This window comes from Enterobacter sp. N18-03635 (genome assembly GCF_004006055.1).
In the GTDB taxonomy this organism is placed as follows: domain Bacteria; phylum Pseudomonadota; class Gammaproteobacteria; order Enterobacterales; family Enterobacteriaceae; genus Enterobacter; species Enterobacter vonholyi.
This window is the reverse complement of sequence record NZ_CP034769.1, coordinates 4,301,187-4,315,497: the sequence shown is the minus strand read 5'-3', so window position 1 is coordinate 4,315,497 and position 14,311 is coordinate 4,301,187. Positions and strand designations below refer to the sequence as shown.

The 14,311-nt window shown below is 56.9% G+C and carries 8 protein-coding genes; 7 read left to right on the top strand and 1 reads right to left on the bottom strand.

Translation table 11 applies throughout. From position 1 onward, the window contains the following. Positions 1-6 precede the first annotated feature (6 nt). The 6 genes from bcsB (at position 7) to ELK40_RS21455 (ending at position 12,296) form a co-directional block, all read left to right on the top strand. A complete protein-coding gene (gene bcsB / locus ELK40_RS21480) occupies positions 7-2,427 on the top strand; it encodes a cellulose biosynthesis cyclic di-GMP-binding regulatory protein BcsB (protein WP_115876799.1) in 2,421 nt (806 codons plus the stop codon). A gap of 6 nt (positions 2,428-2,433) precedes the next feature. Further along, positions 2,434-3,540 carry a cellulose synthase complex periplasmic endoglucanase BcsZ gene (gene bcsZ, locus ELK40_RS21475; protein ID WP_127732854.1) on the top strand — a complete coding sequence of 369 codons (1,107 nt, stop codon included), beginning with the start codon at positions 2,434-2,436 and terminating at the stop codon, positions 3,538-3,540. Beyond that, positions 3,522-7,004, top strand: a complete 3,483-nt coding sequence (gene bcsC, locus ELK40_RS21470; RefSeq protein ID WP_127732568.1) for a cellulose synthase complex outer membrane protein BcsC — start codon at positions 3,522-3,524, stop codon at positions 7,002-7,004. Before bcsZ ends, bcsC begins: the two co-directional genes overlap by 19 nt. A 119-nt stretch (positions 7,005-7,123) precedes the next feature. Then, positions 7,124-9,130: a biofilm formation regulator HmsP gene (gene hmsP / locus ELK40_RS21465; RefSeq protein WP_127732566.1), complete on the top strand. Its 2,007-nt coding sequence runs from the start codon at positions 7,124-7,126 to the stop codon at positions 9,128-9,130. Between the two features lie 159 nt (positions 9,131-9,289). Beyond that, on the top strand, positions 9,290-10,576 hold the full coding sequence (locus ELK40_RS21460; protein ID WP_023309587.1) for a dicarboxylate/amino acid:cation symporter: 1,287 nt from the start codon (positions 9,290-9,292) through the stop codon (positions 10,574-10,576). A gap of 226 nt (positions 10,577-10,802) precedes the next feature. Beyond that, the gene (locus ELK40_RS21455) at positions 10,803-12,296 is read left to right on the top strand and encodes a pitrilysin family protein (protein WP_047646783.1); all 1,494 of its coding nucleotides are present in this window, start codon (positions 10,803-10,805) and stop codon (positions 12,294-12,296) included. A gap of 63 nt (positions 12,297-12,359) precedes the next feature. On the opposite strand, the gene ELK40_RS21450 is transcribed toward ELK40_RS21455, so the two are convergent. Continuing rightward, positions 12,360-13,289 carry a sugar kinase gene (locus tag ELK40_RS21450; RefSeq protein ID WP_127732564.1) on the bottom strand — a complete coding sequence of 310 codons (930 nt, stop codon included), beginning with the start codon at positions 13,287-13,289 and terminating at the stop codon, positions 12,360-12,362. Between the two features lie 229 nt (positions 13,290-13,518). Here ELK40_RS21450 and pdeH point away from each other — a divergent pair, with 229 nt between their 5' ends. Further along, positions 13,519-14,292 (top strand): cyclic-guanylate-specific phosphodiesterase, encoded by a 774-nt coding sequence (gene pdeH, locus ELK40_RS21445; RefSeq protein WP_115876804.1) that lies wholly within the window; start codon positions 13,519-13,521, stop codon positions 14,290-14,292. Positions 14,293-14,311 lie beyond the last annotated feature (19 nt).

Here is a 14,311-nt window from a genome sequence, read left to right as displayed (position 1 = left end):
AACGCGATGAAAACAAAACTTTCCTGGTTATGTGCAGTGGCAATGGGGATGAATGCGATCCCCGCAACAATGGCTAACGCAGCCCCGGGTAACGCAGCGGCAACGCCTGCGCCAACGGTACCTGTCGTCGCGCAAGCAACCGATCCGGTTGTCACCGCGGCACCTGGCCAAACAGAAAATATCACGCCGAACCAGCCGACGGAGGGGAACACATTGCCGGCAGACGGCCAGGTCATCGGGCAGGTGATGCCGGGCGTCCGGGGGGCGAATGCGCCCGTCGTTGCGGACAATGCGCCGTCGCGCGACGTGAAGCTGACCTTCGCGCAAATTGCGCCGCCTCCGGGCAGCATGGTGCTGCGCGGCATCAACCCTAACGGCGGCATTGAGTTTGGCATGCGCAGCGATGAGGTCGTCTCTAATGCGGTGCTGAACCTTGAATACACCCCGTCGCCGTCTCTGCTGCCGACGCAGTCTCAGCTGAAGGTCTACCTGAATGACGAGCTGATGGACGTACTGCCGGTCACGAAAGAGCAGCTGGGCAAGAAAACTCAGGCTCAGGTGCCGATCAACCCGCTGTTCATCACCGATTTTAACCGTATTCGCCTGGAGTTTGTCGGTCACTACCGCGATGTCTGCGAAAACCCGGCCAGCAACACGCTGTGGATGGACGTCGGACGTAACTCCTCGCTGCAGATGACCTACCAGTCACTGGCGCTGAAAAACGATCTCTCCGCATTCCCGGTTCCGTTCTTTGATCCGCGTGATAACCGTCCGCTCACGCTGCCGATGGTGTTTGCCTCGTCCCCGGACGTGACCGAACAGCTGGCGGCCACCATTGTGGCGTCCTGGTTTGGTTCACGCGCGGGCTGGCGTGGACAGAGCTTCCCGGCGATGTATGACAAACTGCCGGACAGAAATGCCATTGTGTTTGCGACCAACGCGAAACGCCCGGCCTTCCTGCGCGATCGTCCGGACGTCAAAGCGCCGACCGTTGAGATGATAAGCCACCCGGAAAACCCGTACGTGAAGCTGCTGGTGGTCTTTGGTCGTGATGATAAAGACCTGGTGCAGGCAGCAAAAGCCATTGCTCAGGGTAACGTCCTTTTCCGCGGCAACAGCGTGGTGGTGGATGAGGTCAAACCGCTGCTGGCGCGTAAACCTTATGATGCGCCAAACTGGGTGCGTACCGACCGTGCGGTGACATTCGGTGAGCTGAAAACCTATGAAGAACAGCTGCAGGCGACGGGGCTTGAGCCAGCGCCGATTAGCCTGTCGCTGAATCTGCCGCCGGATCTGTACCTGCTGCGTACCAACGGCATTGATATCAATCTGAACTACCGCTATACCGCGCCAGCGACCAAAGACAGCTCGCGCATGGATATCAGCCTGAACAACCAGTTCCTGCAATCCTTCAGCCTGCAAAGCACGCAGGATACTAACCGCCTGATGCTTCGCCTGCCGGTGCTGCAGGGTCTTCTGGATGGCAAAACGGATGTCTCTATTCCGGCACTGAAGCTTGGCGCGATAAACCAGCTGCGCTTTGACTTCCAGTACATGAACCCAATGCCTGGCGGTTCTGCGGAAAACTGCATCACCTTCCAGCCCGTACAGAACCACGTTGTGATTGGCGATGAGTCGACCATCGACTTCTCGAAGTACTATCACTTCCTGGCGATGCCGGATCTGCGCGCCTTTGCTAACGCGGGCTTCCCGTTCAGCCGCATGGCCGATCTTTCTGAGTCCATCGTAGTAATGCCAAAAGCGCCAACTGAAGGGCAGGTAACGACCCTGCTGGATACCATGGCGACCGTTGGAGGACAGACGGGATTACCGGCGATTAACGTTACGTTGACGGACGATGGCAGCCAGATTCAGAACAAAGACGCTGACATCATGGTGATCGGTACCATTCCGGACAAGCTGAAGGATGACAAACGTATCGATCTGCTGGTGAAAGCGGCTCAGTCCTGGGTTAACACGCCGCTGCGCCAGACCGAGTTCCCGAGCATTATGCCGGATGTGAACGATCGTCAGGCCAGCGCGCAGACGACGGTAACGTCTCAGGGGGCAATGGCCGCCGTGGTGGGTTTCCAGTCACCTTACAACGAACAGCGTAGCGTGGTGGCTCTCCTCGCGGACAGCCCGCGCGGGTATGAACTGCTCAATACGGCCATGAACGACAGCGGTAAACGTGCCGCGATGTTTGGTTCCGTGTCGGTGATCCGTGAGTCCGGCGTCAATAGCCTGCGCGTGGGCGATGTGTACTACGTAGGCCATCTGCCGTGGTTTGAACGCCTGTGGTATGCGCTGGCTAACCATCCGGTTCTGCTCGCCATCCTGGCTGCGGTTAGCGTGGTCTTGCTGGCATGGGTGCTGTGGCGTCTGCTGCGAATCATCAGCCGTCGTCGTCTGAACCCGGATGAGTAAGATGTGATGAAAGCCTTTCGCTGGTGTGTATTAGCAGCGGTGATGCTGGCGGCGCTACCTCTTCGCGCCGCCTGTACCTGGCCTGCCTGGGAGCAGTTTAAAAAGGACTACATCAGCGAGGGCGGGCGTGTCGTTGATCCCAGCGACACGCGCAAAATTACGACCTCGGAAGGGCAAAGCTACGCCCTGTTCTTTGCCCTGGCGGCGAACGATCGCAAATCTTTTGACCAGCTGCTGACGTGGACGCGCGATAATCTTGCCAGCGGCGATCTCAACGACCATCTGCCTGCCTGGCTATGGGGTCAGAAAGATAAAGAGACGTGGGCGGTGATTGATACCAACTCCGCCTCTGACGCCGATGTCTGGATCGCCTGGTCACTGCTTGAAGCGGGTCGACTGTGGAAACATCCGGATTATACCCGCACGGGTAAAGCGCTGCTGAAACGCATTGTCAGCGAGGAAGTGGTGAAAGTCCCGGGGCTCGGCGCAATGCTGCTTCCCGGTAAAGTCGGCTTTGCCGATGTGAACGTATGGCGCTTTAATCCCAGCTATCTTCCTCCGCAGCTAGCGAGTTATTTCACGCGTTTTGGTACCCCGTGGACCACGCTTCGTGAAACCAATCAGCGCCTGCTGCTGGAGAGTGCGCCGAAAGGTTTTTCGCCGGACTGGGTACAGTATCAGAAAAACAAAGGCTGGCGGTTGCAGCAGGATAAATCGCTGGTGGGCGGCTACGACGCCATCCGCGTTTATCTCTGGGTGGGAATGATGAGTGATAAAGATCCTCAGAAAGCCCGGCTGCTGACGCGCTTCCAGCCGATGGCGGCCAAGACAATGAAACGGGGTGTGCCGCCGGAGAAAGTGGATGTGGCGACGGGTAAACGCACCGGGAATGGTCCGGTCGGGTTCTCTGCCGCCATGCTGCCGTTTTTACAACAACGTGATGCCCAGGCGGTTCAGCGCCAGCGCGTTGCAGACCATTTTCCCGATAATAATGCCTATTACAGCTACGTGCTGACTCTCTTTGGGCAAGGATGGGATCAGCATCGTTTTCGCTTCACCGCAAAAGGTGAATTAATACCGGATTGGGGCCAGGAATGCGCAAGTTCACAGTAAATCTACTCACTTTATCGCTTGGCCTGGCACTGATGCCGATGGCTGAGGCCGCCAACTCTCCGCAGCAGAAACAGCTGCTGGAACAGGTTCGGCTGGGCGAATCGACACAGCGTGAGGATTTGGTTCGTCAGTCGCTTTATCGTCTGGAGCTGATTGACCCGAACAACCCTGACGTCATTGCCGCACGCTTTCGCTACCTGCTGCGCCAGGGCGATAACGCCGGCGCGCAAAAAGAGCTGGACCGTCTGAAAGGGATCGCGCCGGGCTCGAGCGCGTACCAGTCATCACGCAATACGATGCTGCTTTCCACTCCTGATGGCCGCCAGCAGCTCCAGCAGGCGCGATTGCTCGCCACCACGGGACACACGCAGGAGGCGATTGCAGCCTATGACAAGCTGTTTGACGGCAACCCACCGGGCGGCGACGTGGCGACGGAATACTGGAACGTGGTGGCGAAAGATCCTGCTCGCCGGAATGCAGCCATTAACCAGCTCAAGAAAATAAACAGCAGCAGCCCCGGAAATACACAGCTGCAGGCGACGCTGTCCCAGCTTCTGTTCCAGAGCGGACGCCGTGACGAAGGCTTTGCGCTATTGCAGGAGATGGCCAAATCCACCAACGGGCGCAGCCAGGCGTCTGATATGTGGTATGACCAAATCAAAGACCAGCCTGCCAGCAGCGCGAGCGTTAGCGCGCTGCAAAAATACCTGAGCGTATTCAGCGACGGTGATAGCGTCGCGGCGGCGCGTGCCCAGCTTGAAGCTCAGCAAAAACAGCTCGCTGACCCTGCATTCCGCGCGAAAGCGGAAGGGCTGGCGGCGGTGGATGCCGGGCAGGGCAGTAAGGCGGTGGCGGAGCTGCAAAAAGCCGTCAGCGCCAACCATGCCGACAGTGAAGCGGTGGGTGCCCTGGGACAGGCTTATTCCCAGAAAGGCGACCGCGCCCGCGCGGTGGCACAGTTTGAAAAGGCAATTGCCCTCGATCCCCAGAGCGATAACCGGGGTAAATGGGACAGTTTGCTGAAGGTTAACCGCTACTGGCTGCTGATCCAGCAGGGCGATGCGGCGCTGAAGGCGAATAACCCGGCGCAGGCGGAGCGTTACTATCAGCAGGCACGCAGTATCGACAATACCGACAGCTATGCCGTGCTGGGGCTGGGCGACGCCGCCGCGGCGCGTAAAGATAACGACGCGGCGGAGCGTTATTACCGTCAGGCGCTGCGAATGGACAGCGGCAACAGCAATGCGGTCCGCGGTCTGGCCAATATTTACCGTGCGCAGTCCCCGGAGAAGGCCTCGCAGTTTATCCAGTCTCTCTCCGCCAGCCAGCGCAGAAGCATAGATGATATTGAACGTAGCCTGACCAACGAACAGCTCTCCGCCCAGGCCGAGCAGCTTGAAAATCAGGGGAAATACGCTCAGGCGGCAGAGATTCAGCGTCGTCGTCTGGCGCTCTCTCCCGGCGATGTGTGGATAACCTATCGTCTCTCGCGCGATCTCTACAGCGCGGGTCAGCGAAGCCAGGCGGATACCCTTATGCGTCAGCTTGCCAGCCAGAAACCGTCCGACCCGGATCAGGTTTATGCTAACGGGCTCTATCTTTCCAGAAACGATCAGGACCGCGCCGCGCTGGCGCATCTGGATACGCTGCCGCGAAGCCAGTGGAACGGCAATATTCAGGAGCTTGCTGACCGTCTGCAAAGTAACCAGGTGCTGGAAACCGCCAACCGTCTGCGCGACAGCGGCAAAGAGCAGGAGGCTGAAAACCTTTTGCGCCAGCAGCCAACCTCCACCCGCATCGACCTGACGCTGGCGGACTGGGCGCAGCAGCGTGGCGATCTGGACTCGGCAAAAACGACGTACAACGCCGTTCTGCAGCGTGAACCGCAGAACGAAGACGCCATCCTCGGCCTGACCGAGATTTATAGCGCTCAGGGTAACAAAGATGCCGCGCGCTCGGAGCTGGCGAAGCTGCCCGCCGCGCAAAACGGTCAGCCGCTGTCGCTCAATACGCAGCGCCGCATCGCGATGGCGCAGGCGGGTCTGGGCGATTCCGCCGCCGCAGAACAGACCTTCAATAAAATTATTCCGCAGGCTAAATCGCAGCCCGGCTCCATGGAAAACGCGCTGGTGCTGCGTGATGCCGCGCGTTTCCAGGCGCAGAACGGGCAGCCTCAGCAGGCACTGGAAACCTACGAAGACGCGATGGTGTCGTCTGGCATCACCACGACGCGACCGGTGGATAACGACAGTTTCACTCGTCTGACGCGTAACGATGAAAAAGACGACTGGCTGAAACGCGGCGTGCGCAGTGATGCCGGTGACTTGTACCGTCAGCAGGATGTTAACGTCACGCTGCAGCACGACTACTGGGGCTCCAGCGGCACGGGCGGCTATTCCGACCTGAAAGCGCATACCACCATGCTGCAGGTGGATGCCCCGCTCTCTGACGGGCGCATGTTCTTCAGAAGCGATCTGGTCAACATGGACGCTGGTTCATTTGATAACAATAACGGGACCTACGATCCTAAATGGGGGACCTGCTACGAAACGCCGTGTAGCGGCAATACCCATCAGTCCGACAATGGCGCAAGCGTTGCCGTCGGCTGGCAGAATAAAACCTGGGCGATGGATATTGGCACCACGCCGATGGGCTTTGACGTTGTCGACGTGGTGGGCGGCATCAGCTACAGCAGCGATCTGGGCCCCATCGGCTATACCGTTAACGCCCACCGCCGCCCAATCTCCAGCTCTCTGCTGGCGTTCGCCGGGCAAAAAGATACCAACACCGGTACCACCTGGGGCGGCGTACGTGCCACCGGTGGCGGCGTAAGCATGAGCTATGACAAAGGTGAAGCGAACGGCATCTGGTCGAGCCTGAATGCGGAAACGCTGACGGGTAAAAATGTTGAGGATAACTGGCGCGTCCGCTGGATGACGGGTTACTACTACAAGCTCATTAATAAAAACAATGAGCGCCTGACGGTCGGCGTCTCCAATATGCTCTGGCACTACGACAAAGACCTGAGCGGGTATACCCTGGGTCAGGGCGGTTACTACAGTCCGCAGGAGTACGTCTCCTTCGCACTGCCGGTGACCTGGCGTAAACGCACGGAGAACTGGTCCTGGGAGCTGGGTGGCTCGGTCTCCTGGTCTCACTCGAAAACCAAAGATGAACTGCGCTACCCGATCCAGAATCTGATCCCGACCGATGAGCCAGACCGCTATACCGACCGGGGCGCAATGGAAACCGGCAGCAGTTCATCAGGAACGGGTTATACCGCGCGGGCCATTATCGAGCGCCGCGTAACGTCCAACTGGTTTGTAGGCATGGGCGTGGATATTCAGGAGGCGAAAGACTATACCCCAAGCCATGCGCTGATCTATGTGCGCTACTCTGCCGCAGGCTGGCAGGGCGATATGGACTTACCGCCGCAGCCGCTCATCCCTTACGCGGACTGGTAATCGGATTTTCCTTAATCCATTTGTAAGTCTCTCTTAATAGCGCGGCAATCGGGTATACTCAGGCGCGCCGGGTTTACACCCTGGCGCGCCCTGCGCTTCGAGTTTTGTGGAGAGTCATTTTGCGTGTCAGCCGTTCCTTAACAATCAAACAGATGGCGATGGTCTCTGCCGTCACCATGCTGTTTGTCCTGCTCTTCTGCGTAATTTTGCTGTTTCATTCCGTACAGCAGAATCGCTATAACACGGCTTCGCAGTTAGAAAGTATCGCCCGCTCGGTGCGTGGCCCGCTTTCTGCCTCTATCCTGAAAGGGGATATTCCCGAAGCGGAAACCATTTTAAAACGTATTCAGCCTGCCGGCGTCGTTAGCCGCGCCGATGTCGTCTTGCCCAACCAGTTTCAGGCGCTGCGGATGAGCTTTATCCCGGAGCGTCCCGTCCCGATGATGGTGATGCGCCTGTTTGAACTGCCGGTGCAAATTTCGCTTCCCGTTTATTCGCTTGAACGCCCTGCGAATCCGCAGCCGCTGGCCTACCTGGTTTTGCAGGCGGACTCCTACCGCATGTATAAATTCGTCATGAGCTGGGTGGTTACGTTAGTGACCACTTGCTTACTTATGACGCTTATTCTCAGCGTGGCGCTCACCTGGTGCATTAACCGGCTGATTGTTCATCCGCTGCGCCGTATCGCCCGTGAGCTGAATACGCTTGCGCCGCAGGATCAGATGGGACATCAGCTTGAGCTGCCGCGTCTGCATCATGACGATGAGATAGGTATGCTGGTGCGCAGCTACAACCTCAATCAGCAGCGCATCCAGCGTCAGCAGGATGAATTAAACAGCAGCGCCACCCGTTTTCCGGTATCGGAGCTCCCCAATAAAGCCTTCCTGATGGCGATGCTGGAGCAGACCGTTGCCCGTCAGCAAACTACGGCGCTGATGGTTATCGCCTGTGAAACCTTGCAGGACACGGCTGGCGTGCTTCAGGAGAGCCAGCGCGAAATGCTGCTGCTCACCCTGGTGGAAAAGATCAAATCTGTCCTTGCCCCGCGCATGGTGCTGACACAGGTCAGCGGTTACGATCTGGTGGTGATTGCCAACGGTGTAAAAGAACCGTGGCATGCGATCACCTTAGGTCAGCAAGTACTCACTGTCATTAATGAGCGGTTGCCCATTCAGGGTATCCAGCTTCGTCCGAGCGCCAGTATCGGTATCGCCATGTACTATGGTGATTTAACGGCGGAGCAGCTTTATCGTCGCGCGTTCTCGGCGGCGTTTACCGCCCGGCGCAAAGGGAAAAATCAGATCCAGTTCTTTGAACCGGAGCAGATGGAAAAGGCGCAGCAGCGCCTGACGGAAGAGAGCGACATCCTGACCGCGCTGGATAACCGGCAGTTTGCCCTCTGGCTACAGCCGCAGATGAATTTGCTGACGGGAGAAGTGAAAAGCGCCGAGGCACTGCTGCGCGTGCAGCAGCCGGATGGTTCATGGGAACTGCCGGAAGGGCTGATTGAGCGCATTGAGTCCTGCGGCCTGATGGTTACCGTCGGCTACTGGGTGCTGGAAGAGTCCTGCCGTCAGCTGGCCGCCTGGCAAGAGCGCGGCGTGACGCTGCCGCTGTCGGTCAATTTGTCTGCCATGCAGCTTATGCACCCGACCATGGTTTCAGAGATGCTGGAGCTGATCCATCGTTACCGAATCAAGCCTGATACGTTAACTCTGGAAGTGACGGAGAGCCGACGCATCGACGATCCTAATCAGGCGGTCGCGATTCTCAAACCGCTGCGTAATGCCGGTATTCGCATTGCCCTGGACGATTTTGGCATGGGATACGCCGGGCTGCGTCAGCTTCAGCACATGAAAACCCTTCCGGTAGATGTGCTCAAAATTGACAAAGCGTTTGTCGACGTTCTGCCGGGCGACAGCAGCATGGTGCAGGCGATTATCCAGATGGCGCGTAGCCTCAACCTGCATCTTATTGCCGAGGGGATTGAAACCGAAGCGCAACGCGCCTGGCTTGCAGAGGCGGGCGTGGAGAGCGGGCAAGGCTTCCTTTTTGCCCCCGCAGTCCCTTCGGATATCTTTGAAGAACGATACCTTTCTGGTGCTGACAATAACGCAAAAGTGTAATTTTGTTGCTGGCTTGTGCGAGCCAGCTCAAAGTTCTTAACATTTGTGTTTCAAATTTGAACTGAGTTTATTTCTGTCCTGTTATGTGGGTGTTATTTTAAAGCCGCAGGTTAACCATAACCTTACAAAACCTGTGGTTTTTCTTCCCAAGGACACCTTATGAAAACCTCACTCTTCAAAAGTCTTTATTTCCAAGTCCTGACAGCCATCGCCATCGGTATTCTGCTGGGTCACTATTACCCTGAGCTGGGCGCGCAAATGAAACCGCTTGGCGACGCGTTCGTTAAGCTCATCAAAATGGTCATCGCTCCGGTGATCTTCTGTACCGTAGTAACGGGCATCGCTGGCATGGAAAGCATGAAGGCGGTTGGTCGTACCGGTGCAGTGGCGCTTCTCTATTTTGAAGTGGTCAGTACACTTGCGCTGATTATCGGTCTGATCATCGTCAACGTGGTGCAGCCAGGCGCGGGGATGAACGTAGACCCGTCAACGCTTGATGCCAAAGCGGTCGCGGTATATGCCGAGCAGGCGAAGGATCAGGGCGTGGTAGCCTTCCTGCTGGACGTGATACCGGGCAGCGTCATTGGCGCGTTCGCCAGCGGAAACATCCTCCAGGTGCTGCTGTTCGCCGTGATGTTTGGCTTTGCCCTGCACCGTCTGGGCAGCAAAGGCCAGCTTATCTTTAACGTAATCGAAAGCTTCTCGCAGGTGATCTTCGGGATCATCAATATGATCATGCGCCTGGCGCCGATCGGTGCTTTTGGTGCGATGGCCTTCACCATCGGTAAGTATGGCGTCGGTACGCTGGTGCAGCTGGGTCAGCTGATTATCTGCTTCTATATAACCTGTATCCTTTTCGTAGTCGTGGTGCTCGGCTCCATCGCCCGCGCGACGGGTTTCAACATCTTCAAATTTATTCGTTACATCCGTGAAGAGCTGCTGATTGTTCTGGGGACCTCCTCTTCAGAATCGGCGCTGCCGCGTATGCTCGACAAGATGGAAAAGCTGGGGTGCCGTAAATCGGTGGTCGGGCTGGTGATCCCGACGGGCTACTCCTTCAACCTGGACGGCACCTCGATATACCTGACGATGGCGGCCGTGTTTATCGCTCAGGCGACCAACAGCCATATGGATATTTTCCATCAGATTACCCTGCTGGTGGTTCTCCTGCTCTCCTCTAAAGGCGCGGCAGGCGTGACGGGCAGCGGCTTTATCGTGCTGGCTGCCACCATTTCCGCTGTAGGTCACCTGCCGGTGGCGGGTCTGGCGTTGATTCTGGGTATCGACCGCTTCATGTCAGAAGCTCGTGCGTTAACCAACCTGGTGGGTAACGGCGTGGCAACGGTGGTGGTGGCGAAATGGGTGAAAGAGCTGGATCACAAAAAGCTCGACGATACTCTGAATAATCGTTCAACTGACAGCAAAAATCCTGGCTTAACCTCTTAATCTTGTCACAAATGCCCGTATTCCCTTGTCGGGATGCGGGCTCCTGCGCATAATAACTGTTCGTACCTGTCATAATTCGACAAGATTTTTTTGGGTATATTTCACTTCGGACCGTGACGTTTTGCCGAACGCGCGGTCTAATCGACGTGTTTTCATCGTCATCTTTAAGAGTGAAGCGCGTCGCGAGGCACTCTTTTTTAACCAGGAATGTTGATCAGGGGTTCACATGCAGGGCACAAAAATTCGACTCTTAACCGGCGGTTTGCTGATGATGGCAGCAGCCAGTTATGTGCAGGCAGATGCGCTCCAGCCAGACCCGGCCTGGCAACAAGGGACATTAGCGAACGGTTTTCAGTGGCAGGTGTTAGCCACTCCGCAACGTCCCAGTGACCGTATAGAAATCCGTCTGTCCATTAATACCGGTTCCCTCACGGAAAGCACCCAGCAAACCGGTTTTAGCCATTTTATTCCCCGGCTGGCGCTCACGCAGAGCGGCAGCCTGCAAGCGGTTCAGGTGCGCTCACTTTGGCAGCAGGCCATCGATCCGAAGCGCCCGCTTCCTCCGGCTGTTGTCTCGTATGACTACACCATGTTTAACCTGAGCCTGCCTAATAACCGTAACGACCTGCTTAAAGAAGCGCTTACGTATCTCTCCGATGCCTCTGGCAATCTGGCGATTACGCCGGACACCGTTAACTATGCGTTGAGCAACAGTGACATGGTGGCGACCTGGCCCGGAGATACCAAAGAGGGCTGGTGGCGCTACCGCCTGAAGGGCTCAACGTTACTGGGACATGACCCGGCCGAACCGCTGAAACAGCCGGTCGATGCCGAACAGGTAAAATCGTTCTACCAGAAGTGGTACACCCCGGACGCCATGACGCTGATCGTGGTAGGTAACGTGGACAGCCGCGCGGTGGTGGAGCAGATCAACAAAGCGTTTGGTGATTTGAAAGGTAAGCGTGAAACGCCAGCCCCTGTCCCGACGCTCTCTCCGCTGCGTGCAGAGCCTGTCAGCATTATGACGGACGCCGTGCGTCAGGATCGCCTCTCCGTCATGTGGGATAACGCCTGGCAGCCTATCCGTGAGTCCGCGGCAATGCTGCGCTACTGGCGTGCCGATCTGGCGCGTGAGGCGCTGTTCTGGCACGTTCAGCAGACGCTGAGCAAGAACAACGTCAAGAATATTGGTCTTGGCTTTGACTGCCGCGTGCTGTTCCAGCGCGCGCAGTGTGCCATTAACGTTGAATCGCCGGGCGATAAGCTGAATGCCAATCTGGGCGTGGTCGCGAAAGAGCTGGCAAAAGTGCGTAAAGAGGGGCTTTCCGAAGAGGAATTCAATGCTCTCGTGGCTCAGAAAAAACTCGAGCTGCAGAAGCTGTTTGCGACCTACGCTCGTGCCGATACCGACATTCTGATCAGCCAGCGTATTCGCTCCCTGCAGAATCAGGTGGTGGACATTGCGCCGGAACAGTACCAGAAGCTGCGTCAGGACTTCCTGAACGGTCTGACCGTCGAGATGCTCAATCAGGACCTCCGTCAGCAGCTGTCACAGGAGATGGCGCTGATCCTCCTGCAGCCGAAGGGCGAGCCGGAATATGACATGAAGGAACTTCAGACGACATGGGATTCCATTATGGCCACCGCGCCGCAGCCAGCGCAGGCCGCCACGGCGGATGATTTACATCCGGACGCGACAGATATTCCGCAGGGGCAGTAATGCTTAAACATTCCCTCTCCCTGTGGGAGAGGGTTAGGGTGAGGGCATCAGCCCGCACCTTACTTAAACTGGCATCGCCTCGCGCGGAATAATCGCCCCGCGATACTGAATCACCGTGCTGGCCGTCAGGTGCCCACGCTGTGCCGCCGCTTCCGGCGTTCCACCCGTCAGACGTACCGCCAGATAGCCCGCGCTGAATGAATCACCCGCCGCGGTGGTATCAATCACTTTCTCTTTGGCCAGCTTCACCGCAGGGACCTCAACCACCGCTTCACCCGCAATCGCGACCAGGCACGACTCCGCGCCGCGCTTAATCACCACTTCGCTCACGCCTGCTGCGTGCGTACGTGCAATTACGTCCTCAACCGGCTTTTCACCCCACAGGGCGTCTTCATCGTCGAGCGTGAGGAAGGCGATGTCGGTGCACTGCAGCATCTGTTGATAGACCTGCTGCGTCTCTTCGCGGCTGCCCCACAGGCGCGGGCGGTAGTTGTTATCGAAAATAACCTTGCCGCCGTTTGCACGGCATTCGCGCAGCAGCGACAGCAGCTTTTCACGGCTGGTGGGGCTTAAAATCGCAAGGCTAATCCCGCTCAGATAGAGATAGTCAAAGGTCGCCAGCTCTTCGCAGATGGCCGCAGCCGCGTCGCTCTCCAGCCAGAATTTGGCCGCGGCTTCGTTACGCCAGTAATAAAACGTGCGTTCGCCGGTGCTGTCGGTCTCGATGTAATAAAGTCCCGGGAGGCGGTTTTCCATACGCTGAATCAGCGACGTTTCAACATGTTCACTCTGCCACGCCTCCAGCATCTGCTGGCTGAAGCTGTCCGTTCCCAGGGCGGTAACGTAATTCACGGTGAGCGCCTCAGGCGCGACCTGGCGGGCAATATAAACGGACGTGTTTAACGTATCGCCACCAAATCCGCGGCTGACTTCAGCGCCTTTTTGTGACAGTTCAATCATGCATTCGCCAATCACGGCAATTTTTTTAGACATAGTCGTGAACCTGAACAGAAGAATTATCAGCAGTGTGCGCTGAGTGAATTAACTGGTCAACTATATTAAAACAACGTTCCATTATTTTATTTGAGCCAGCGCGTGTTCCCGCGCATTTCTGTCATCTTAATTTCATTTTCCCGGTGAATTGAACATAAAGTTCTCAATTGTCGCGCCGATAATCCTGTGACGAGTCCAGAAAGGCTATCCCAACAACAGGACATCTGAAATGAAGTCAGAGCAGGTTATCCAGCGGCTGAGCACTACGCCTGAGGCAAGTATTGAGAACTTGCAGGAGCATCGCTACTGGCTGCAATGTGAGCGTGCATACACCTATCAGCCGATCTACCGAACAGATGGTCGACTGATGGCAATTGAAATTTTGACCGTCGTTACGCACCCCTCAAACCCCACTCAGCGCATCGCGCCGGATCGCTATTTTGCCGAAGTTGCCGTTCGCCAGCGTCTGGATGTGCTGGAAGAACAGCTTCGCATGCTGGCGACGAAGCAGTCCTTTTTCGAACAGCACGATATCCTCGCCTCGGTGAACGTCGACGGCCCAACCCTGCTGGCGCTGCGGCAGAACGCAAAATTGCAGGAGCTGATCGCCACCCTGCCGTGGATGCGCTTTGAGCTGGTGGAGCATGTCCGTCTGCCGCAGGATTCCTCGTTTGCTTCGATATGCGAATACGGCCCGCTGTGGCTGGATGACTTTGGCACCGGCATGGCGAATTTCTCCGCCCTGAGTGAGGTGCGCTACGACTACATTAAAGTGGCCCGCGATCTGTTCATTATGCTGCGTCAGACCCCGGAAGGTCGGAATCTGTTTACGCTGTTATTACAGCTGATGAACCGCTATTGCCAGGGTGTGATTGTTGAAGGTGTGGAAACGCTGGAAGAGTGGCGTGATGTGCAAAGCTCGCCTGCCGCGGCGGCGCAAGGCTATTTCCTCTCCCGACCGGTACCCATGGATCGCCTCGATAGCGTTATAACGACCCTCTGATAAGCCCGCTTCCCTTTGT